13 protein-coding genes are annotated in these 23,745 nt (G+C 65.8%); 9 read left to right on the top strand and 4 right to left on the bottom strand.

Annotated elements, in window-relative coordinates; genetic code table 11:
- The first annotated feature begins 12 nt into the window (after positions 1 to 12).
- From RT131_RS10615 to RT131_RS10600, 4 genes are read left to right on the top strand one after another with little or no spacing between them, the layout of a single operon-like run.
- Entirely contained in the window at positions 13 to 3,615 is a 3,603-nt protein-coding gene (locus RT131_RS10615) for a response regulator (protein ID WP_313172782.1), read from the top strand.
- Positions 3,600 to 4,466, top strand: a complete 867-nt coding sequence (locus RT131_RS10610; RefSeq protein ID WP_313172781.1) for a CheR family methyltransferase — start codon at positions 3,600 to 3,602, stop codon at positions 4,464 to 4,466. The genes RT131_RS10615 and RT131_RS10610 overlap by 16 nt, the downstream gene beginning before the upstream one ends.
- Complete coding sequence (locus tag RT131_RS10605) at positions 4,463 to 5,044, top strand: chemotaxis protein CheB (protein WP_313172780.1); 582 nt, start codon at positions 4,463 to 4,465, stop codon at positions 5,042 to 5,044. The genes RT131_RS10610 and RT131_RS10605 overlap by 4 nt, the downstream gene beginning before the upstream one ends.
- Entirely contained in the window at positions 5,035 to 6,033 is a 999-nt protein-coding gene (locus RT131_RS10600) for a diguanylate cyclase (RefSeq protein ID WP_313172779.1), read from the top strand. Before RT131_RS10605 ends, RT131_RS10600 begins: the two co-directional genes overlap by 10 nt.
- A gap of 57 nt (positions 6,034 to 6,090) precedes the next feature.
- Here RT131_RS10600 and RT131_RS10595 read toward each other — a convergent pair whose 3' ends face one another.
- From RT131_RS10595 to RT131_RS10585, 3 genes are all read right to left on the bottom strand, one after another.
- Positions 6,091 to 6,993 carry a BPSS1780 family membrane protein gene (locus tag RT131_RS10595; RefSeq protein WP_313172778.1) on the bottom strand — a complete coding sequence of 301 codons (903 nt, stop codon included), beginning with the start codon at positions 6,991 to 6,993 and terminating at the stop codon, positions 6,091 to 6,093.
- Positions 6,994 to 7,615: 622 nt separating this feature from the next.
- The gene (locus tag RT131_RS10590) at positions 7,616 to 8,341 is read right to left on the bottom strand and encodes a glutamine amidotransferase (RefSeq protein WP_313172777.1); all 726 of its coding nucleotides are present in this window, start codon (positions 8,339 to 8,341) and stop codon (positions 7,616 to 7,618) included.
- Positions 8,338 to 10,140 carry a GspE/PulE family protein gene (locus RT131_RS10585; RefSeq protein ID WP_313172861.1) on the bottom strand — a complete coding sequence of 601 codons (1,803 nt, stop codon included), beginning with the start codon at positions 10,138 to 10,140 and terminating at the stop codon, positions 8,338 to 8,340. The genes RT131_RS10590 and RT131_RS10585 overlap by 4 nt, the downstream gene beginning before the upstream one ends.
- A 92-nt stretch (positions 10,141 to 10,232) precedes the next feature.
- On the opposite strand from RT131_RS10585, the gene glyQ reads away from it, so the two are divergent.
- Genes glyQ through RT131_RS10570 form a run of 3 tightly spaced genes read left to right on the top strand, consistent with a single transcriptional unit; the run spans position 10,233 to position 14,779 of the window.
- Complete coding sequence (glyQ, locus tag RT131_RS10580) at positions 10,233 to 11,144, top strand: glycine--tRNA ligase subunit alpha (RefSeq protein WP_293711779.1); 912 nt, start codon at positions 10,233 to 10,235, stop codon at positions 11,142 to 11,144.
- On the top strand, positions 11,141 to 13,213 hold the full coding sequence (gene glyS / locus RT131_RS10575; RefSeq protein ID WP_313172776.1) for a glycine--tRNA ligase subunit beta: 2,073 nt from the start codon (positions 11,141 to 11,143) through the stop codon (positions 13,211 to 13,213). The genes glyQ and glyS overlap by 4 nt, the downstream gene beginning before the upstream one ends.
- A 3-nt stretch (positions 13,214 to 13,216) precedes the next feature.
- The gene (locus tag RT131_RS10570; RefSeq protein ID WP_313172774.1) at positions 13,217 to 14,779 is read left to right on the top strand and encodes a sulfotransferase; all 1,563 of its coding nucleotides are present in this window, start codon (positions 13,217 to 13,219) and stop codon (positions 14,777 to 14,779) included.
- Between the two features lie 47 nt (positions 14,780 to 14,826).
- On the opposite strand, the gene RT131_RS10565 is transcribed toward RT131_RS10570, so the two are convergent.
- The gene (locus tag RT131_RS10565; RefSeq protein WP_313172771.1) at positions 14,827 to 17,601 is read right to left on the bottom strand and encodes a TonB-dependent receptor; all 2,775 of its coding nucleotides are present in this window, start codon (positions 17,599 to 17,601) and stop codon (positions 14,827 to 14,829) included.
- A gap of 346 nt (positions 17,602 to 17,947) precedes the next feature.
- Here RT131_RS10565 and RT131_RS10560 point away from each other — a divergent pair, with 346 nt between their 5' ends.
- Entirely contained in the window at positions 17,948 to 19,747 is a 1,800-nt protein-coding gene (locus tag RT131_RS10560; RefSeq protein WP_313172769.1) for an autotransporter assembly complex family protein, read from the top strand.
- Entirely contained in the window at positions 19,744 to 23,604 is a 3,861-nt protein-coding gene (locus RT131_RS10555; protein WP_313172767.1) for a translocation/assembly module TamB domain-containing protein, read from the top strand. Before RT131_RS10560 ends, RT131_RS10555 begins: the two co-directional genes overlap by 4 nt.
- Positions 23,605 to 23,745: the final 141 nt, after the last annotated feature.

The raw sequence follows: 23,745 nt of genomic DNA, 5'->3' as shown, positions 1-23,745 counted from the left end.
GGGGACACCTGCATGACGCAAAAGAAGAGTAGCTGGATCAACAATGTGCCCCTGCTGAGCAAGATGCTGGCGGCATTTGGCTTGGTTTTCCTCTGTTTCCTGGCCACCAGCGTGGTCAGTTACCGTACCTCCGGACGCGACGACGACGCGCGCCGCCACGAGGGCGTGCAGATCGAAGTGATCCGTCAGGTCGAGGATGCGATCCAGGCTGTGCGCCTGCAGCAGATCGCCGTCCGCAATTACCTGTTGGGCGATGGCGAGCGGCATATGGAGGTGGTGGCCAAGCAGCGCGAGCGCCGCGATGCTGCATTGACCGCTGCGGTGACCGCTGCCGGTACCCAGGCAGTGGCCGAACGCCTGCGCGCTGCGCAGGCACAGGCCCGCAACTGGGATAACGAAATGATGGCTGTGCTGCGTCCGGCGGCCGGTGCCGCGCAGCTCACCCAGGTGCAGCAGCTGGACGCGCTCAGTGATGGAGGGCAGGGCAATGCGCTGGCCGATGTACTGGACGGGATCTACGAAGCGGAGATGACCCAACTGCTCAGTGACAGGGGGCAGATGAGCAGTTGGATCGCCCGCGCGCACACGATTTCGCTGGTGCTGCTGGTGCTGGGTTTCATCATCATCATTCTTGCGCTGTGGATGATCTCGCGGCTGGTGGTGAACCCGATCAACCGCCTCACCGACAAGATGACGCGCCTGTCCAATGGCGAGCTGGACGTGGAAATCGCCGGCCTGCAGCGCGGTGACGAGATCGGTGAGATCGCCCGTGCGCTGGAGGTCTTCCGGCGCAACTCGCTGGAGTCGCGTGATGCCAACTGGGTCAAGCTCAGTGTCGGTGAAGTCGGCGGCGAACTGCAGGTTGCACAGACCCCGGACGACTACGCGCAGGCATTGGTCTCGCAGATCGCGCCGCGTATCGAGGCGCCGATCGGCGTGTTCTTCGCCTGGAACGAGGAAGAGAAGCTGCTGCGCCTGCAAGGCAGCTATGGCTTCCAGCGGCGCAAGCACCTGGGCCTGCAATACGGGCTGGGTGACGGACTGATCGGGCAGGCGGCGCTGGAGCGCAAGCGCATCAGCGTGCAGCAGGTGCCGGACGAGTTCTTCGGCGTGCACTCGGCGCTGGGCGAGGCGCAGCCGCGCCACCTGGTGGCGGTGCCGCTGCTGTTGAAGGACCGCCTGCTGGGCGTGTTCGAGTTCGGCACCTTCGGCCATTTCAGTACTACCCAGGAAGCCTTCATCGACGCCGTGCTGCCGACCGTGGCACTGGGCCTGGACAATATCTGCCGCGCCGACGAGACCCAGCTGCTGCTGGATCGTACCCGTGCCCAGGCCGAGGAACTGCAGGTCTCGCAGCTGGCCTTGCAGGCGCAGGAAGAAGAGCTGCGCGCCACCAACGAAGAACTGCAGGGCAAGACCGTCGAGCTGGAAGAGCAGGCCCAGCGCCTGTCTGCGTCGGAAGAAGAACTGCGCGTGCAGGCCGAGGAACTGCAGGCCTCCAACGAAGAGCTGCGGCAGAAGACCGAAGTGCTCAACGAACAGAAGGACGTGCTGCAGGTATTGCAGCGCGAGACCGAGTTCAAGGCGCAGGAGCTGGCGCGCGCCAGCCAGTACAAGACCGACTTCCTGGCCAATATGTCGCACGAGCTGCGCACCCCGCTCAACAGCCTGCTGATCCTGTCCAAGGAACTGGCCGAGAACGAGAGCGGCCACCTGGACGCGGAGGAAGTGGAGGCCGCCGCGGTCATCCATGACTCCGGTTCCAACCTGCTGCGCCTGATCAACGACATCCTCGATCTGTCCAAGATCGAGGCCGGCAAGATGGACGTGTACCGCGAAGAAGTGAAGGTCGACGCCATCACCCGCGAGGTGACACGCCATTTCCGCCATATGGCGATGGAGAACCGCCTGGAGTTCGCCATCGAGGTGGACCCGTCGATGCCCGAGGCGCTGGTCACCGATCGCTCCAAACTGCAGCAGGTACTGAACAACCTGCTTGGCAATGCCTTCAAATTCACCCGCGAAGGCTCGGTGACCCTGCATATGGCGATGGCTGACAACGCCGTGCTGACCCGCATTGGCGCCGCTGCCGACGAGCAGCACGTGGCGCTGAGCGTGCGCGATACCGGCATCGGCATTCCCGAAGAACGCCTGGATTCGATCTTCGAGGCCTTCGAGCAGGTCGATTCCAGCACCAGCCGCCACTATGGTGGCAGCGGCCTGGGCCTGGCCATTGCACGGCGCCTGGCGCAGCTGCTGGGCGGCCAGCTGGTGGTGGACAGTGAACAGGACAAGGGCAGCAGCTTCAGCCTGGTGCTGCCGCTGTTGTCGGCGGGCCTCAGCAGCGCAGTGGCGGCGACGCAGGCAACCATCGAGCAGCGTCCGGCGCCCACGCCGGGCCCGGCCCGTGTCGCCACCGCGCAGCTGATCGACTGGATTCCCGATGACCGCCACGCCATCGCCGCTGGCGAGACGGTGATCCTGACGGTGGAGGACGACCCGGCCTTCGCCCGCATCCTGGTCGACCTGATCCGGCGCAAGGGCCACCGCGCGCTCGCCGCCGCCGATGGCGAAAGCGGCCTGGAACTGGCACGCCGTTATCGCCCCACCGGCATCCTGCTGGACGTGATGTTGCCGGGCATGGACGGCTGGTCGGTGCTGCAGCACCTCAAGCATGACCCGGTCACCGCCGCCATCCCGGTGCACTTCATCTCCGCCGTGGATGAGGCCGCCAAGGGCGTAGCCCTGGGTGCGGTCGGCTACCTGACCAAGCCGGTGGATCGCAAGGCACTGGTGGCCGCGTTCGACCACCTGCTGGATGTGGCCGGCAAGATCGTGCGCAAGTTGTTGCTGGTCGACGACGATCCGGATTCGCGGCTGGCGTTGACCCGCCTGCTGCAGGCCGACAACGTCGAGATCGACCAGGTTGCCTCTGGTGAGGAGGCCTTGGAGCGCATCGCCACCCACAGCTACGACTGCATCGTGCTGGACCTCAACCTGGGCGGCATTTCCGGCATCGAATTCCTGGAGAAGGCCGCCACGCTGGTGGCGGTGCCGCCGGTGGTGATCTATTCCGGCCAGGACCTGAGCCGCGAGGACAGCCTCAAGCTGCGCCAGTACACCGACAGCATCGTGATCAAGGGCCAGCGTTCGCCCGAGCGCCTGCTTGATGAGGTGAGCCTGTTCCTGCACAGCATCGGTTCGCGCGGTGCCAACGCCACGCCGTCCGACGACAATAATCTGGGCGGCCGCCAGGTGCTGCTGGTCGATGACGACATGCGCAACCTGTTTGCCCTGTCCAAGTCGCTGCGCGCGCGCGGCGTCAACGTGTCGATGGCGCAGGACGGTTACAAGGCGCTGCAACAGCTGCAGGAGAACCCGTCCATCGAGCTGGTGTTGATGGACATCATGATGCCGGGCATGGACGGCTACGAAACCACCCGCGAGATCCGCAAGCTGCCGCAGTGGAGCAACCTGCCGATCATCGCCGTCACCGCCAAGGCGATGCACGGCGACCGTGACAAGTGCCTGGACGCCGGTGCCAATGACTACCTCACCAAACCGGTGGACCTGGACAAGCTGCTGTCGATGATGCGCGTATGGCTGCAAAAGTAGGCCCGGTCACACCACAGGCGCAACGCGATGACATCGACGACATCGAGGTCGATGCCTTCATCACCGCGATGTCGCGCCGGCATGGCTATGACTTCACCGGTTACGCGCCGTCTTCGCTGAAGCGGCGGGTGCTGGCGCTGGCGCATGGGCTGAGCCTGCCCAGCGTCAGCGAGTTGACCGCGCGCGTGCTGCGCGAGGACGAGATGGTGCCGCAGGTGATCGCCAAGCTGTCGGTGCCGGTGTCGGAGATGTTTCGCAACCCGGCGGTGTTCCGCAAGCTGCGCGACGAGGTTTTTCCGGTACTGGCCTCCTACCCGCAGATCAATATCTGGCAGGCCGGTTGCGCGCATGGGCAGGAGGTCTACTCGTTGGCCATCCTGCTGAAGGAGGCCGGCCTGTACGATCGCTGCCAGATCTATGCCACCGACTTCAGCGATGAAGCGCTGGCCAAGGCGCAGGAAGGCATCTTCCCGATCCGCGACGCGCGCCTGTATTCGGAGAATTACCTGGCGGCCGGTGGCCGCCACACGCTGTCCGATTACTACCATGCCCGCTACGACTTCATGAAGCTGGATGAACGGCTGAAGGAGCGGGTCACTTTCGCCAATCACAACCTGGTCTGCGATGGCGTGTTCACCGAGGCGCAGCTGATCCTGTGTCGTAACGTGCTGATCTACTTCTCCGACACGCTGCAGGACCGGGTGCTCGGCCTGTTCCGCAACAGCCTCAGCCGCGGTGGCTTCCTGTGCCTGGGCAACCGCGAATCGATCCGTTTCGCTCCGAGCGCGCGCGATTTCGTGCCGCTGGACGCCGAACTGCGGCTGTACCGCAACGCCGGTGGCCTACTGTGAAAACCGCATCCGGGCAGCCTCCACAGGCGGTTGTGGTGGGGTGCTCGGCCGGCGGGCTGGCGGCCCTGCACCAGTTGCTGGGCGGGCTGTCAGGGCCGCTGCCGGTGCCGATGGTGGTGGTCTGCCACAGCGGTTCGGAAGACATGCGGGTGTTCTGCGAGCTGCTGGCCAGCCGCAGTGGCCTGCCGGTGCAGGAGGCCGAAGAACGCCAGTTGCCTGAACCGGGACGGGTTTATGTGGCCCCCTCGGGCTACCATCTGCTGATGGAGCGCAACGGCCGTTTTGCCCTCAGCATCGACCCGCGGGTGGCATTTTCACGCCCTTCGATCGATGTTCTGTTTGAATCTGCGGCCGAGGTCTGGCGCGAGCAGCTGGTGGCTGTGTTGATGACCGGGGCGAATTCCGACGGTGCCGAAGGGTGCGCGCGGATACGACGCTCCGGTGGCACACTGATCGTTCAGGACCCGGAAACGGCGCAAGTGGCTATGATGCCGGCCGCCGCACTGGAGCTGGCTGGCGCCGATTACTGCCTGCCGCTCCCCGAAATTCCCTTTTTGCTGGAAGCATTATGCTCGTGACCAAGCCGGCGGTATTGCAGCGCCCCAAGATCCTCGCGGTGGATGACAACCCCGCCAACCTGTTGGTGATCCGCCGGGTGCTGGCCAAGCTCGACGTGGAAGTGGTCGAGGCCGCATCGGGCAACGATGCACTGAAGGCCACCCTGGACGATGAGTTCGCGCTGGTGCTGCTGGATGTCTACATGCCGGACATCAACGGCTTTGAAGTGGCCGAGATCCTGTCGCAGGAGGAGACCACCCGGCAGACCCCGATCATCTTCGTCACCGCCACCTACGCCGACGACGTGCACCGGCTCAAGGGCTATGGTTTCGGCGCCGTCGACTACATGGCCAAGCCGCTGGAAGCCACCATCCTGTTGTCCAAGGTGCAGGTATTCCTGGAGCTGTACCGGCACCGGGTGGCGCTGCGTGATGCGCTGAGCGAGCTGTCCGCGCGCAACCGCCAGCTGGAGATCGAAGTCGAGCAGCGCAAGCAGATGGAGCAGGAAATGCGCCATCTGGCCATGCATGACATGCTCACCGGCCTGCCCAACCGCGCCTTGTTCATGGACCGGCTGGAAAGTGCGCATCACCGTGCGCAGCGCCACGGCGGCATGTTCGCGCTGGTCTATGTGGACGTGGACCGCTTCAAGGAGGTCAACGACACCTGGGGCCATGGTGCCGGCGATGCGGTGCTGATCGAGCTGGCCGCACGCTTGCGCGGCGCGCTGCGTGAGAACGACACCGTGGCCAGGCTGGGCGGCGATGAGTTCGCGCTGGTGCTGGAAGAACTTGATGACATCAACGACGCCCATCGGCTGATGGCGCGGGTGACGCAGTCGCTGCAGGCGCCGATGCACTACCTGCGTGATGGCGAAGACCTCACCCTGGCTATCGCCGCCAGCATCGGCGTGGCCGCCTATCCCGCGGACGGCGCCGAGGTCGATGCCCTGCTGCATGCGGCCGACCAGGCCATGTACCTGATCAAGCGCAGCCGCGACACGGTGTGAAACAAGAAGGCCGCGCATCTCTGCGCGGCCTTGCTGCAAGCGGCGTGACAGCCTGGATCAGGCTTCGAACACGTGGCCCTTGCTGACCGGCGGCGGGGTCGGGCCTGCCGCATCGGCCGGCGCCAGCATCTGCTTCCACGCCGCGTACACGGCACCGGCAAAGACCGGCATCAGGATCGCCATCAACAGCAGCTGGGCAACCGCCATGGCCGCTACCTGGCCGGCGATCAGGCCGATGAACAGCGCCACGATGATCACCGCGAAATAGATCGCGAAGATGGCGATGAAGGCCAATACGAAGAACACCAGCATCGCCGGCAGGTTGTGGATGCTGGCGCGCAGGCTTTCGCGCAGTGCGTGCATGCCACCGGAGCGTTCGAACATCACTTGCGGCGGCATCACGAACAGCGCAAGCGTCAGCGCGACGAAGCTGGCGATCAGCAACAGCAGCCACAGCAGGATGCGCCCGGCCGGCAGCGTCGCCACCAGGGCCTCGATCTGCGCCGGGTCCGGTTGCGCACCGGACTGGCTGAGCTCATTGAGCTTGACCATCACCACCGACAGCTGTTGCAGGCCATCGGTACCGACCAGGACCAGCAGCAGCGTGCCCAGCAGCAGGGCGGCGAACAGTTGTGGCAGCAGGGCCACCAGCAGGTGCGGTGCGCGGCCATCCTGCACGCCCTGCAGCAAATGCGAAGGTTTTGCGGTTCGGCCCTGGTCGACCTCGCGGATCGCCCACAGCATGCCGCCCATGAACAACGGGCCGGCCAACAACAGCAGCAGTTGCACCACCGAGCCCAGGGCGGGCACCAGCATCGACAGCGACAGCACCAGCGAGGTGCCGACGCCCCACAGGATGCCCAGCGAACCCAGCGCCAGCGGCGCGCGCTTGAGCAGGCCAAAACCGGTCAGCAGCCATTCCGCACCGGCGGAGGCCGGTACCTTGCGAATCTCGCTCATTGCAATTCCGAAACGGGGGAGTGCGCGGGCAACAGGCCGGCGCTGGGCGGATTATCGCCTGAAACCCGGCTCGGGTTTATGAGGACAAAGTAACGGTGGGGTTTGCCCCCTCCCTTTCGCGAAGCGAAGGGGCGGTTGGTAGTGCCGAGCCATGCTCGGCAGGGCTCTACCGGGAAGGCCTCTTGCCGAGCATGGCTCGGCACTACCGATTGGGATGCTGGGAAGGCTTCTGCCGAGCATGGCTCGGCACTACCGGTTGGGTTGTCGGGAAGGCTTCTGCCGAGCATGGCTCGGCACTACCGGTTGGGATGCTGGGAAGGCTTCTGCCGAGCATGGCTCGGCACTACGGGTTGGGTTGTCGGGAAGGCCTTTGCCGAGCATGGCTCGGCACTACGGGTTGGGTTGCCGGGAAGGCTTCTGCCGAGCATGGCTCGGCACTACGGGGTGGATTGCTGGGAAGGCTTCTGCCGAGCATGGCTCGGCACTACATGGGCTGGCCCTTCGGCCTTTGTGGGAGCGGCGTCAGCCGCGAAACCCATGAATCTTCAGATTGCGGAGATGGCCGTAATTGCGGCATTGCCGGCTTCGCGGCTGGTGCCGCGCTTACAAAACAACCGCAGGTTCAATGCGCCTCGCGGCGCACGTGGCGGACAAAACGGCGCAGCAGCTGGCGGGCCAGCGGTGCGGCGCTGACCTCGCGGGCCACGCTGCGGGCACAGCCGCCGTGGCGGGCGATGCAGTCGGCGCGGGCGCGCACATAGCCACGCATGTGGTGGGTGGCGAACTCGGGGTGGAACTGCAGGCCCCAGGCCTGCTCGCCCCAGCGGAAGGCGTGGCAGTTGTCCTGCACCGAGCGGGCCAGCACGGTGGCCCCTTCGGGCGCGCGCAGCACGGTCTGCAGGTGGGTGGCGTGGGCCGGGAAGCTGGCCGGCAAGCCGGCGAACAGCGGGTCGGCGGCGGCCGGGGCCTCCAGCTCCAGGCGGATGGTGCCGGACTCGCGCCCGGCCGGGTTGTAGGCAACCTCACCGCCCAGCGCATGGGCCAGCAGCTGGTGGCCGTAGCAGATGCCCAGCAGCGGCATGCCGGCGTGGGCGGCGTCACGCAACCAGTCGGCGCTGCGCTCGCTCCAGTCGGCGCGGTCGGTGACGAAGGCGGCCGAGCCGGTGACGATCGTGGCGGCGAAGTCCCTGCGTTCCGGCAGCTGTTCGCCGCGCTCTACGTTGACCACCACGGTATCGGCTTCTTCCAGCCCGGCGGCCACGCGGATCCAGTGCGGGAAACGGCCGTAACGGCGCAGGGTCGGGAACGGTTGCCCGGTTTCAACGATCAAGAACGGCTGGGACTTCATTCCGGTGGCGGCAGTACTGACAGGACTTCCTCGATTGTAGTCAGCCCTGCGGCCACCTTTTCAAGCCCGGTGCGGCGCAGGGTGCGCAGGCCATCGGCCGTCGCGGCCTTGCTGAAACCGGCCAGATCCATGTCGCGGGTGATCAGGGCGCGCAGCCGCGAGCCCAGTGGCAGCAGCTCATACAGGCCGATCCGGCCCATGTAACCGGTGCGCCGGCACTCCAGGCAACCGACCGGCGCATATGCCGTGACCACATCTGGTAATGCTTCATGGGCATGACGCAGCGGTGCCCAATCGGCGTCCGTCAGCGTGTCTGGCGCCTTGCAGTGCGGGCACAGGGTGCGCACCAGGCGCTGCGCCAGCACGCCGTTGACGGTGGAGGCGATCAGGTAATGCGGCACGCCCAGGTCAAGCAGGCGGGTGATCGCCGAGGGCGCGTCGTTGGTATGCAGGGTGGACAGCACCAGGTGGCCGGTCAGCGAGGCCTGGACCGCCATCTGCGCGGTTTCCAGGTCGCGGATTTCGCCGATCATGATGATGTCCGGGTCCTGTCGCAGCAGGGTGCGCACGCCGGAGGCGAAATCCAGGTCGATGTTGGTCTGCACCTGCATCTGGTTGAATTCGGGCGCGATCATTTCGATCGGGTCTTCCACCGTGCACACGTTCACGTCCGGCGTGGCCAGCCGCTTGAGTGTGGAATACAGGGTGGTGGTCTTGCCCGAACCGGTCGGGCCGGTGACCAGCACGATGCCGTGCGGGCGCGCCACCAGTTCGTTCCAGCCGGCGGCTTCTTCCGGGCTGAAGCCCAGCTGCTCGATGCTCTTGAACGTCGAATCCGGGTCGAAGATGCGCATCACGCACTTCTCGCCGAACGCGGTCGGCATGGTCGACAGGCGCATCTCCACCTCGCGCCCACCCGGCGAACGGGTCTTGATGCGGCCGTCCTGCGGGCGCCGGCGTTCGGCCAGGTCCATGCGCCCCAGCACCTTGATGCGGCTGACCACCGCGGTCATCACCGACGGCGGCAGCTCGAACACCTTGTGCAGTACGCCGTCGATGCGGAAACGCACCCGGCCCATGTCGCGGCGGGGCTCCAGGTGGATGTCACTGGCGCGCTGCTCGTAGGCGTACTGCAGCAGCCAGTCGACGATGCTGACCACATGGTGGTCGTCGGCATTGACGTCGCCAGCGCGGCCCAGCTCCACCAACTGCTCGAAGCTGGGCAGGCCGCTGCTGTTGCTGCCGTCGCGGCTGTCGCTGCGGGCGCTGCGCACAGAGCGGGTGACGCCGAAGAACTCCATCGAATAACGGTGCAGGTCCAGCGGATTGACCAGTACCGTGTCGATGCGGCGCCGGCTCAGGTGCTGCAGGTCGGGCACCCAGTCGCGCGCCATCGGCTCACTGGTGGCCACCAGCACGCGCTCGCTGTCCACCGCCAGCGGCAGGATGCGGTGGCGGCGGGCATAGGCGTGGGAGACCACGGCGGTGGCGCCGGCCACGTCGACCCGGGTCGGATCGATGCGCAGGTAGCGGCAGTGGGTGCGCTGGGCCAGCCATTCGGTCAGCCGCTCCAGGCTCAGCTCGCCGCTGCCCTGCGCGGCGGCCAGTTTGAGGTTGGCCAGCAGCACCAGCGGGTGGACCTCGCTGGCATTGCGCGCGCCCTGCGCGGAAAACCGGATCCGCTCCTGGTCGTGCAGGGCCACCAGCCCATCGGCCAGCAGCGCGCTGGCAACATTGGAAAACTGCAGTCTCCCCGGGGCGATAGCCACCTGCGGTGACGGTGCCTGAGTGCCTTCCACAGCCGCGTTTTCCACCCCGAACCCCTTGCTGGCGCGGCCATCGCGCGGTCGGTCGCTATACTAACGCACCCCTTACGTACGGCTCAGGCAGCATGTCCGCGACTCCCCCCGTTTCGATTACCTTCCAGGGACTGATCCAGACCCTCAATGATTTCTGGGCGAAACAGGGCTGTGTCTTGATCCAGCCGCTGGACCTGGAGGTCGGTGCCGGCACCTTCCACCCGGCCACCTTCCTGCGCTCGATCGGCCCGGAAAGCTGGAATGCCGCCTACGTGCAGCCCTCGCGCCGCCCCACCGACGGTCGCTACGGCGAGAACCCCAACCGCCTGCAGCGCTATTACCAGTACCAGGTGGCGATGAAGCCGAGCCCGGACAACATCCAGCAGCTCTACCTGGACTCGCTCAAGGCGCTGGGCATCGACCCGCTGGTGCACGACCTGCGCTTTGTCGAGGACAACTGGGAATCGCCGACCCTGGGCGCCTGGGGCCTGGGCTGGGAAATCTGGCTCAACGGCATGGAAGTCACCCAGTTCACCTACTTCCAGCAGGCCGGTGGCCTGGAGTGCAAGCCGGTACTGGGCGAGATCACCTACGGCCTGGAGCGGCTCTGCATGTACCTGCAGAACTGCGACAACGTCTATGACCTGATCTGGACCTACGGCCCGGACGGCACCCCGGTCACCTATGGCGATGTCTACCACCAGAACGAGGTGGAGCAGAGCACCTACAACTTCGAGTACGCCGACGTGGAAGAAATGTTCCATCGCTTCGACGCCTGCGAGAAGGAAGCGCAGAAGCTGGTGGAAGCCGGCCTGCCGCTCCCGGCCTATGAACAGGTCTGCAAGGCGTCGCATTCGTTCAATCTGCTCGACGCGCGCCGCGCCATCTCGGTGACCGAGCGCCAGCGTTACATCCTGCGCGTGCGCGCGCTGGCCCAGGCGGTGGCCAAGCTGTACGAGGCCAAGCGCCTCGAAGCAGTCGCAGCGAAGGAGGTGCAGGCATGAGCATGCAGCCGCTGCTGATCGAACTGGGCGTGGAAGAACTGCCGGTCAAGGCCCTGCCGGGCCTGGCGCAGGCCTTCTTCGATGGCGTGATCGATGGCCTGGCCAAGCGTGGCGTGGCCTTCGAGCGTGGCGATGCCAAGCCGCTGTCGACCCCGCGCCGCCTGGCCGTGCTGTTGCCGGGCGTGGAAACCGAGCAGCCCGAGCAGCACTCGGAAGTGTTCGGCCCGTACCTGAACATCGCGCTGGACGCCAACGGCGAGCCGACCAAGGCACTGCAGGGTTTTGCCGCCAAGGCCGGCATCGACTGGACCGCGCTGGAGCGCACCACCGACGCCAAGGGCGAGCGTTTCGTGCTGCGTTCGGTGACCCCGGGCGCGCAGACCGCCAGCCTGCTGCCGGAGATCCTGCGCGAAGCCATCGCCGCCATGCCCATCCCCAAGCCGATGCGCTGGGGCAACCACGAATACGCCTTCGCCCGCCCGGTGCATTGGCTGGTGCTGCTGCACGGCAATGACATCGTGCCGGCCGAGCTGCTGGGCCTGACGTCTGACCGCTTCAGCCGTGGCCACCGTTTCATGGCCGACAAGCAGGTGTGGCTGAGCAACCCGGCCGACTACGTTGAATCGCTGAAGGCCGCCAACGTGCTGGTCGATGCCGACGCGCGCCGCGAGCGCATCGTCGCAGAGGTCAATGCCGCCGCCGCACAGGCGGGTGGCGTGGCCCGCATCACCGACGACAACCTGGAACAGGTGGTCAACCTGGTCGAATGGCCGGCGGCGGTGCTGTGCAGTTTCGAGCGCGAGTTCCTGGCCGTGCCGCAGGAAGCGCTGATCGAGACCATGGAGATCAACCAGAAGTTCTTCCCGGTGCTCGATGCCGGCGGCAAGCTGACCGAGAAGTTCATCGGCATCGCCAACATCGAATCCAGGGACGTGGCCGAAGTCTCCAAGGGCTACGAGCGGGTGATCCGCCCGCGCTTCTCCGATGCCAAGTTCTTCTTCGACGAAGACCTCAAGCAGGGTCTGGTGGCAATGGGCGAGGGTCTGAAGACCGTCACCTACCAGGCCAAGCTGGGTAGCGTCGCCGACAAGGTGCAGCGGGTCAGCGCGCTGGCGCAGATCATCGCGCCCCAGGTGGGCGCCGACCCGGTGCAGGCCAAGCGCGCCGCCGAGCTGGCCAAGAACGACCTGCAGTCGCGCATGGTCAATGAATTCCCGGAACTGCAAGGCATCGCTGGTCGTCACTACGCGGTTGCCGGTGGCGAATCGCCGTCGGTGGCGCTGGCCATCGACGAGAGCTACCAGCCGCGCTTTGCCGCCGATGACATCGCACTGTCGCCGCTGGGCAAGGTGCTGGCCATTGCCGAACGCCTGGACACGCTGGCCGGCGGCTTTGCCGCTGGCCTGAAGCCGACCGGCAACAAGGACCCGTTCGCGCTGCGTCGTAATGCGCTGGGTCTGGCCCGCAGCATCATCGAGTCGGGCTTTGATCTGGATTTGCCGGCGTTGCTGGCTTCGGCCAATGCCGGCCTGGCCGAGCGCAAGGTGCAGGCTGATGCCGGTGAGCTCTACGACTTCATCATCGACCGCTTGAAGGGCTACTACGCCGACAAGGGCGTGCCGGCCACCCACTTCAATGCCGTCGCCGAGCTCAAGCCGGCCTCGCTGTACGACTTCGACCGTCGCATCGATGCCATCGGCACCTTTGCCCAGCTGCCGGAAACCGAAGCGTTGGCCGCCGCCAACAAGCGCATCCGCAACATCCTGCGCAAGGCCGAGGGCGCGATCCCGGGCAGCATCGATCCGTCGCTGCTGCGTGAACCGGCCGAGAGCGAGCTGGCCGAAGCGGTGACCGCCGCCATCGACGACACCGGTGTGGCACTGGCACACAAGGACTATGTGGCCGTGCTCGGCCGCCTGGCCCGCCTGCGCCCGCAGGTGGATGCGTTCTTCGACGCGGTGATGGTCAATGCCGAGGATCCGGCGCTGCGTGGCAACCGGCTGGCGCTGCTGCGCACGCTGGGTGACCGCCTCGGCAGCGTGGCTGCGATCGAGCACCTGTCCAACTGAGGCATGGATGCCGGCGCCTCCTGGCAGTCCGCACAGGCCGCTCTGGCCCGGCGTGACATACCGGAGGCGCAGCGGCAGCTGCGCGCCGTGGTGGATCAGCAACCCGCGCACGCCTATGCGCGGGTGATGCTGGCCGGCACCGTCCTGGCACAGGGGCGGCTGCGCGAGGCCGTGCAGCAACTGCAGCAGGCCGCCAGCCTGGATTATCGCGACCCGGCGCTGCTGCTGCGCGTCGCCCAGGCCTTGCTGCGTGTTGGCGACAGCGAGGGCGTGGCGCGGTTGATGCGCAACGCCTGCGTGGCCCGCTGCAACGACAGCCCGACGCTGGCGGCCCTGGCCCACGTGCTGCAATCACTCGGGCTGCATGCCGATGCCCTGCAATTGATGCAGCGTGCGGCGGCGGTGGGATTCGACAGTCCCGATTTCCACTACTTCCTTGGCGTGCAGCTGCAGTTCAACGGTGAGCTGGACGCGGCCGAGCAGGCACTCACGCGCTGCCTGCTGTTGAACCCCGGCCACGGCCGCGCCGCGCTGACACGTGCACGCCTGCGCCGCTGGCGTGCAGACGACAACCATGTCGATGGCCTGCGCAGGCAGCTGCAAACAACGGCAACGGACAGCGAGGACACCGCCGCGCTGTGGTTCGCGCTGTACAAGGAGCTGGAAGACCTCGGTGATTTTCCTGCGGCATGGGATGCGCTGCGGCAAGGCAATACCGCGATGTGGCGGCGCCTGCGCCACGATCGCCTGGCCGATCATGCGCAACACGAGGCGATGGCGCGGCTGGCGGCAGCGGGCACGTTCGCGCCAATCGAATCTGCGGATGAGGAAGAGGGTGCACAGCCCATCTTCATCATCGGCATGCCGCGTTCGGGCACCACGGTGCTTGAGCGCATGCTCGGCAATCATTCGCAGGTAGCGTCTGCCGGCGAGCTTGGCGATTTTGCCCAGCAATTACGCCTGGCCGCCGACCAGGCCGGGCGCGCGCTGCTTGACCCGGCCTTGCTGCAGGCGCTGCCAACGCTGGATTACGCGGCCGTCGGCAACGGTTATCTGCGGCAGACGCGCTGGCGCCTGGATGGGCAGCACCGTTTCATCGACAAGCTGCCACCGAATTACCTGCTGGCTGGCCCGATCGCGCGCGCGTTGCCGCAGGCGGTGATCGTCTACGTCAGGCGCGATCCCATGGCGGTGTGTTTCTCCAACTACCGCGCCATGTTCGGCGACTCCTATGCTTACAGCTATGAGCTTGACGCCCTGGCTGCGCACCATGCAGCGCATACGCAGCTGATGCAGGCCTGGCAGCAGCATCTGCCGGGGCGTGTGCTGGAGATCGACTACGAAGCGATGGTGCGCGACCCTGATGCAGCGCTGGTACAGGTGCTGCAGCGCTGCGGACTGGCGCCGGAAAGTGGCGGCAGTGACCTGACCCGCAATGCGGCCGCGACTGCCACCCTGAGCAGCGTGCAGGTGCGCGAGCCGGTGCACGCACGCAATATCGACGAATGGCAACGCTATGCCAGCGAGCTCGCGCCGCTGCGCGAGCGCTTGCAGAAGGGTAGATAGCACAGGAGCGGCCGTGGCCGCTCCTGTTCATTGCTGCTGCATCGTGTTTACTGGCTGCGGCCAAAGCGCCAGTTCATCTCCAGCATGTACGAGCGGCCATAGCCGTTGTAGTTGAAGATGTTGTAATACGGATACGTGGTGTAGGTGCGGTCACGCGGCGGCCGTTCACCGGTGAGGTTGTTGGCGGTCAGGCTCAACGAGACATCATCGGTTACCGCATAGTCCACGGTCAGGTTGAAGGTGGTCCAGGCCTTGACCTTGCCTGCGTCATCGGCGGCATAGCCGTCGGTGGTGTCCTGGGCGGCGAAGTTGGGCGTGCGGCCATAACGGATGCCATACAACGTCGTGGTCCAGTCGCCCATCTGCCAGCCCAAGGTGCCGCTGAAGATGTTCTTGAACTCCGAGGAGTAGTAGGGATTGCGCAGCAGGTCGATCACCGGGTCCTCCGGATACTGCTGGCTCTCATGCTTGAGGGTGACGTTGTAGCGCGCGCCCAGCATGAAGCTGCCCCAGCTGTCGGTAGCCCAGCGGTAGTCCAGGTTGGCGGTGACGCCGCTGACATCCTCCTTGGCGACGTTGATCGGGTTGACCGCCACGGTGTTGAGCTGGTTGGGCTGCGGTGCGTTCGCGCCGGCACGGCCGATGCGTTGCAGGGCATCGACGCAGGTCGGGGAGTTGGCATCCAGCTGGCCCTGGCGGCATGCCGACTCATTGCGCAACAGCAGGTCCAGGTCGAGGTCGGCGACCTTGTTGTCGATCTTGATCCGGTAGTAGTCGGCGCTGACCGTGAAGCTGCTGTTGGGCGACCAGACCACGCCGCCGCCCCAGGACTTGGCGGTGATCGACTTCAGGTCACCGTTGCCGGAGCGGGAGCCGCGGACCTGCTCATCGTTGAGCGTGCACTGGGCAATCGGAACGCCGGGTTGCTCGGTGGCACAGCGGTAGTAGTCAGGCACGAAGGTGTAGAAGCCGCTGTCGCCGGCAAATACATAGGACATGTCCGGCGATTTGAACGCGGTGGCGTAGTTGCCGCGGAACAGCAGCGAGTCGATCGGCCGGTACTCCAGTGCCGCCTTCCAGGTGGCGCGGGAGTCGCTGCCGCCGCCATCGTTCTTGTAGTCGTCATAGCGCCCGGACAGGCTGGCGGTGAGCTTGCTGAAGATCGGCACGCGCAGTTCCACCGCCGCCGCCCAGTTGTCGCGCTTGCCCTTGCCCTGGGTGCCGCTCAGGCCCCAGAACTGGTCGGTGACCACACGCGTGTCTGTCGGGTTGCTCCACGATTGCTGGCCGGCCTGCAGCACGCCGGCGAAGCCGACGTCACCGGCGGGCAGGGTAAACAGCGAGGTGTTGGTGAACTGCAGGTTGACGTTCTGCGTCCAGGTCTTGGACTTGGTGCGGATCTCACCCTGGAAGCTGCGGTACTGCTCCGGGGTCAGCGCCTGGTAGAAGCCGGCATCGTTCGGCTCGTAGATCGGATAGCCGTAGTAGTCGCCCAACTGCGGCCCGAGGAAATGCTCGCGGAAGAAGTCTTCCATCTTGTCCTTCAACGGCCACCACTGGCGGCTGTCGATGTGGTATTCGGAGCGCGCGTAGTAGGCGTTGTAGTCCCAGTTGGACTGGCCCAGCGCGCCCTTGATGCCGATGGCGACGTTGTAGGAATCGGCGGTCTGGCGCTCGTTGTTGAAGTCGACGTCACCGGTTTCCTCCGGCGAGAAGATGCGCTGGTAGCTCTCAAGGTCGCCGGTGAGGTTGTTGAAGATATAACCGCTGGTATCCAGCGATGGCTGCCAGAAGCGCGAGCCGGAGTTGCTCTCGTTCTTGGTGCGGTTCATCAGCAGCGTGGCATAGATGTCGGTGCTGTCGTTGAGCGCGTAATTGAGGTTGGCGTAGCCGGAGGCGCTGCGCTCCTTGTTGAGGATCGTCGAATAACCCGGTTCATAGCGGCTGCCGCAATAGTTGCCGCGGCCCGGACGGGTGTCATAGAAGGTCGTACCCCCGAACAGGCCAGCCAGCGGCGCGCAGGCTGCGGCGCCGGGGTCGATGTAGGCGCCGCTGCTGCTGTTGTGCACGAAGGTGCGGCTGCCATAGCGCGCGGCGACGTCGGGGTTGTCGTTGGTGGAGTCGAAGTCCTTGCGGTTGAAGCCGTAGATCGGGTCCTGGTTGCTCAGCTGCAGGCCGGCAGTCAGGTCAAGCTTGTCCCAGCTGTGGCCGCTGGTCAGCTGGAAGCGCTGGTTGCCGCCACCGCCGCCGTCGTAGCTGCCCATGCGGAAGCTCAGCTCGGTGCCGTCCAGCCGCTTCTTGAGGATGATGTTGACCACGCCGGCGATCGCGCTGGAGCCGTAGATCGAGGACTGGTTGCCCGGCGCGATGTCGATGCGTTCGACCATGGCGGTGGGGACGCTGGCCAGGTCGACGAAGTTGCTCTGGCCGTTGTAAAGCAAGGGGTAATCGGCCATCGGCCTGCCGTCGATCAGCACCAGGGTGAAGCCCGGGTCCAGGCCGAGCAGGCTGATGGGTTTGGCCGCCGAGGTGAAACCGCCGGAGAACTGGCTGTCCTGTACCGCACCGGTCGCCAGTGGCTGCGAGCGCAGGACCTCGTAGACATCCTTGAAGCCCTGCTTCTGGATGTCCTGGGCGGTGATCGAGGTGATGGGCGTGGCCGTCTCGACCTGCACCTGCGGAATCAGCGAGCCGGTGACGGTGATCTTGTCGAGGGTCTCAACATTCCTTTTGTCCGCATCGGTCTGGGTCTGGGCGAAGGAAAGGGACGAATACGCGGCAATGGCGGTGCACACGGCCGCGCTGAGGAGTTGTCGTTTCATCATGGGTACCTGGACTTGTGGAAGTGCCTGGGGCCCAGTCAACCGGCTGCTCCTTCATGGAGCACGTAACCCGGGACAGCATCACCACGTGTTCTAGGAACCGGAGCGGCTGGGTGTTTCACGATAATTTAACCGTACCCGTCAATATGGCGTGATGGTCCATACAGCGTGGTGGAGGCGGGTGAATCGAATGTAGTGCCGAGCCCTGCTCGGCCGGGGCATTCCCGCTACGGCCTCTGCCGAGCATGGCTCGGCACTACACGGGCCACCCCCGCCGCGTGGATCAGCAGTGCCGCAGGCAGCTTCATGACAGCCGTGTGATTTTGCCGGTCATGTTCGGACCGGTATGCTGACGCGCATGCAGCTATCTCGAATCACCCCGCTCCTTCTGTTCCTGGCGTCGCTGGCAGCAGTTCCCCTTGCCCATGCCCGCGGCACCATCGAAAAGGTCCAGATCAAGGGCCTGGACAAGGGTGATGACGCCGAAATCATCGAGAACATCGAGGTGTCGCTGTCGGTCTATGACGCGATCGGCAAGGTGCAGGGCGAATCCCGGCTGGAGTACCTGCTGTCGCAGGCCGAGCGGCAGACCCGTACCGCGCTGGAGCCGTTCGGCTTCTACAACCCGAAGATCACCGTGGAAGCGCCGCGCACCGGCGATACCCTGCAGGTATTGATCCAGGTCGACAAGGGCGAGCAGGTCAAGGTCCGCACCCAGGAGCTGGCCATCACCGGCCCGGCCTCACGCGACAAGTACCTGCAGGAAGACATCGAGGCCTTCCACCCCAAGACCGGCGAGGCCTTCGACTCGGTCAGCTACGAGGCCAGCAAGATCACCATCACCCGGCGCCTGGCCGAGCGTGGTTACTTCGATGCCGACTTCACCCAACGCAAGGTGGAAGTGACCCGCGCCGAGAATGCCGCTGACATCTTCCTTACCTGGGACAGCGGCCGCCGCTACAACATGGGGCCGATTACCTTCGAACAGGATTATTTCCGTCCGGGCCTGTTCGAGCCGTTGGTGTATTGGGAACAGGGCAGCTACTGGCACGAAGGCAAGCTTGACCGCCTGCGCGAGTCGCTGACCAAGCTCGATTACTTCAGTGTCATCGACATCCAGCCGCATCCGGAACAGGCCGATGACAACGGCGAGGTCCCGGTCAACGTCAAGTTGACCCGCGCCAAGCGCACCATCTACACCGCCGGTCTGAGCTATGGCAGCGAGAGTGGCCCCGGTGTGCGCGGCGGCGTCGAACGCCGTTACGTCAACCGTCGTGGCCACAAGCTCACCACCCAGCTGGACTATGCGCAGAAGCGCAAGAGCTTCATCACCAGTTACCGCGTCCCCGGCTTCCGCTGGCTGGATGGCTGGTACAGCTATGCGGTCAGTGCCTATGACGAGCAGACCGATTACATCGACCTGCGCAACGTCAAGCTGATCGCCAGCCGCAGCGGTGAAATCAACGAGCACTGGACTGCCATCGTCTCGATGAACGCCCTGCGCGAGCGTTGGCGCTACAGCTCCGGCGACCAGTTCAACGCGGCGGTCTACAACTATTCGACCCTGGTCTATCCGCAGCTCACCGCCGACTACGTGGACGTCGACGACAAGAGCTTTCCGCGCCGTGGCCTGAGTGGCAACGCCACCCTGCGCGGGGGCATCGAAGGGGCCGGCTCGGATACCAGTTTCGTCCAGGCCGATGCCACCGTGCGCTGGTACATTCCGGTCGGGGATGCGGACCGGCTGATCCTGCGTGGGCAGGCCGGCACAACCTGGACCAGTGATCTGGTATCGATGCCACCGAGCCTGCGCTATTTCGCCGGTGGCGACCGCTCCATCCGTGGCTATGCCTACCGTGAAGTCGGCCCGCGTACGCCGGCACCGGACAAGTTCGCGCTGGGCGCGAAGAACCTGGTGGTCGGTTCGGCCGAGTACGAACATTATTTCGGTGGTGGCCCCTGGGGCGGCGCGGTCTTCGTCGATACCGGCAGCGCCTTCGACAACACCATCGACCTGCATACCGGCGTCGGCATCGGCCTGCGCTGGAAATCGCCGGTGGGCCCGGTGCGCATCGATATCGCACACGGCTTGAACAGCCCCGATTCGCAGTTCCAGCTCTACCTCAACATCGGAGCTGACCTATGAGCCGTCGGCCTGACGAGGTGAGCCCGGAAGAGCGCGAGGCGCGCATCGCCGAGCTGCGTGCCCGGCGCAAGGCGCGGCTGCGTACGCTGGCGGTGCGCAGCGGCATCACCATCACCGTACTGGTGCTGCTGGGGCTGTTCGCGCTGTACTGGCTGCTGCAGACCGTTGCCGGCCGCGAGGTATTGCTGGCGCAGGTGGTGGCGCGGCTGCCAGCTGGCTCTTCACTGACCTGGAGCAAGGCCGAGGGCCCGCTGGCCGGGCCGCTGATCCTGCACGACCTGGATTTCCGCTACAACGAGCTGCACTTCACCGCCGCGCAGGCCTATCTGGATCCGGATATCCGCCCGCTGCTGGGCCGCAAGCTGCGCCTGGATGCGCTGCGCATCAGCGATGCCACGCTGGAGCTGGGGCCGTCGGAAGACAAGCCCTTCGAACTGCCGCGCTGGCCCGACGTGTTGCCGGCCATCGAGCTGCCGTTGGCCTTGCAGGCCGACACCATCGTTGTCGATGGCCTGCGCATCACCCAACTGCAGCAACCCATCATCGACATCACCCGTATCCGCGGTGGGCTTGAAGCAGCCGATGGCGAGTTCAGCGCCAGCCAGCTCAAGGTCAACAGCAACCTGGGTGATTTCCGCATCGACGGCCACTACCTGCCGCGCGAAGACTATGCGACCGATTTGACCGTGCGCGCGCTGATGCCGCCGCGCCCGGGGCAGCCGGCCGCGCGCCTGGGCCTGGTCGCGCGCGGTGACCTGGCGCACATGGAAGTGGCGCTGGCCGGCTATGCGCCCAAACCGCTGCATGCCAGCCTCATCCTGGACGGCCGTACCGATCCGGTCTGGAACGTGGCCGCGCGCAGCGAGCAGTTGGACATCGGCCAGCTGGTGCCCGCGCAGTTCCTGGCCGAGGCACCGGCACCGCTGGCCCTGGATTTCACCGCGCGTGGGCGCGGCGGCCAGGCGCAGCTGCAGGGCCGTGTGCGCCAGGGTGAGAATGAGCTGGTGCTGGCGCCGTCCAACGTCGCCATCGAGAACCAGGTGCTGACGGTTGCACCGCTGGTTGCCGAAGCCTTCGGTGGCAGCGTGCGCCTGCAGGGCACGGCCGATTTCAGCGATGCACAGAATCCGGGCTTCCGCTTTGCGGTGGTGGCCAACCAGCTGACCTACACGCCCGAACCCGACCCGACCCAGCCTGACAGCACACCAGTGCCGCTGCACCTGAAGGAAGCGCGTCTGGGCGTGGCCGGCAACCTGAAGAACTGGGCGGCGGTCGGCAAGGCGGAGGTGGCGCGTGAGGCGCAGGACGCCAATCTCGATTTCGACGTGCGTGGCAACGACCAGCAGGCCCATATCGAGCGGCTGAAGGCGACCACGCCTGGTGGCGCGTTGGAGTTGAAGGGTTCGGCGGCCTGGGCACCGACGCTGGCCTGGGATGTGGATGCAAGCCTGTCCAGGTTTGATCCCGGCTATTTCGCGCCGGGCTGGGAAGGCAATCTGTCCGGTTCGCTGGCCTCCAAGGGCAAGCAGCTGCCGGCCGTGGCGGGCAGTAGCGACATGCGCTTCGAGGCGACGCTGGACGTGCCGCAAATCAACGGCATGCTGCGCGGCCGCCGTGTTGATGCCCGGGCAAAGCTGGCACTGCAGGGCACCCAGGGCGAAGGCAATGTGCGGCTGGTGATGGGCGACAGCCAGATCGAGGCCAAGGGCAAGGTTGGTGATCGACTGGATGTGGATGCGCGGCTGCAACCGCTGCACCTGTCCGACCTGCTGCCCGGTGGCACCGGCAGCGTGGTCGGTACCCTGCAGCTGCGTGGCACCCCGAGCCAACCGGATATCACCGCCGACCTGCGCGGCAATGGCCTGCAATGGGACGACTGGAAGGCGCAGCAGATCAGCATCAACGGTCGCCTGCCATGGCAGGGCAGCAACGGCGCGTTGCAGGTCCATGCCAGCGCGGTCGAGGTCGGCATGCTGCTGGATCAGGTCAACATCAATGCACGCGGCAGCGTGCAGAACCTGCAGCTGGACGCCGACACCCGCAATGAACTGGGCGCGCTGGCCTTCAGTGGCAGCGTGCGCCAACAGGGCCAGGCCTGGCGCGGCGAGCTGGCCTCGCTGCGGATTGCACCGGTCAAGGGCGCGCCATGGCAGCTGCGGCAGCCGGCTGCCTTCAGTGCGCAGGGCAGCAACTTCACCCTGTCCGATGCCTGCCTGGGCTCGGACACCGGTGGCGCGCTGTGCCTTGCCGCCAACTGGCCGCGCGAAGGCCTGCAGTTGCGTGGCGATGCCCTGCCACTGGCGCTTGTGCAGCCGTGGCTGCCGCCCAACGAAGGTCGCCGCATGTACCTGCGCGGTGAGCTGACCCTGGACGGCAACATCCGCCCGCGTGGCAATGCCTGGGAAGGCGGCTTCAAGGTAGCCTCGGCCGAAGGCGGCATCCGTCTGGGCGACAACGCCCGTGGCGAGCTGGTGCGTTACGACAACTTCTCGTTGAACGTCGACATGCTGCCCAACAGCATCAAGGGCTACCTCGGTGTCGGCTTCAAGGGCGATGGCTTCATCGATGCCAAGGTGCAGACCGGCTGGGAGCCCAATGCGGCACTCACCGGCGAGCTGTACATGAACATCGCGCGGTTGTACTGGCTGGAGTTGTTCTCGCCGGACCTGGTGCGCCCGCAAGGCCTGATCGAGGGCCACGTCAGCCTGCGTGGCACGCGCTCGCAGCCAAGCCTGGGTGGCGAGGCCAAGCTCAGCAACTTTACCGGCGAATTCCCGGCATTGGGCCTGACCCTGAGCGAAGGCAAGGGCAGCTTCATCGCCCAGCCCGATGGCTCGGCGCGCATCAGTGCGTCAACCAAGACCGGTGGTGAGGGCACCCTGCAGGTAGACGGCGGGCTGTCCTGGTTCGGCGATGCGCAGCCCTTGCAGCTGCATATCCACGGCGACAAGGTGCTGCTGGCCAACACCAGCGAACTGCGGGTGGTGGCCAACCCGGATCTGGACTTCACCCTGGCCGGTACCGCGATGGAACTGCGCGGCAGCGTGCATGTGCCCGAGGCGGACCTGGACCTGGAACGCCTGGATCGCGGCACTTCGGCGTCGGAAGACATCGTGGTGCTGGACCCGGTCGATCCGGAAGAAGGCCCGTCCTCACCGCTGGACATGGACCTGACCGTCAGCCTCGGCGACAAGGTCAAGATGAGCGGCTTCGGCCTCAAGGGCGCGCTGACCGGCAGGATGCAGGTGCGGGCACGTCCGGGCCGCGAGATGACCGCCAACGGCGGCCTGGAAGTCAGCGGTCGCTACAAGGCGTACGGCCAGGACCTGACCATCACCGATGGCCAGCTGCTGTGGAATTACGGTGTGGTGTCCGACCCGCGTATCAACATCAAGGCACAGCGCTCGATTGGTGATGTCACCGCCGGCATCCATGTCACCGGGCGCGCCCAGCAGCCACGGGTGGACGTGTGGTCGGAGCCGGCGATGTCGCAATCCGAATCGCTCGCCTACCTGGTGTTGGGGCGCAGCCTGAGCATGGCCAGCAGCGACCAGGCACAGCAGGTCAACGCCGCCTCGGCGGCCTTGTCGGCTGGTACTGGCCTGCTCGCCGCGCAGGTCGGGGCCAAGCTGGGGCTGGACGATGCCGGCGTCAGCCAATCGCGCGCGCTGGGCGGCTCGGTGATCGGCGTGGGCAAATACATCACGCCCAAGCTCTACATCGGCTACGGCGTGTCGCTGGTCGGCAGCGGCTCGGTGCTGACCCTGAAGTACCTGCTGCGGCGCGGCTTCGACATCGAAGTGGAGTCGTCCACCGTCGAAAACCGTGGCTCGGTGAACTGGCGCAAGGAGCGCTGAGGGATACTGCGGATGGCACGATTGTGGGAGCGGCGTGAGCCGCGAAGCCACAGCTCCATCCGCAGCCAATAGCGCATTGGCCACGTCGAAGATCAGCGCTGTCGCGAGTTCATGCAGCGCTGGCTTCGCGGCTGACGCCGC

The sequence above is a fragment of the Stenotrophomonas sp. genome (assembly GCF_032066555.1).
Classification (GTDB): Bacteria; Pseudomonadota; Gammaproteobacteria; order Xanthomonadales; family Xanthomonadaceae; genus Stenotrophomonas.
The sequence above is the reverse complement of the archived record's forward strand: the minus strand, read 5'-3'. Positions and strand labels throughout refer to the sequence as shown.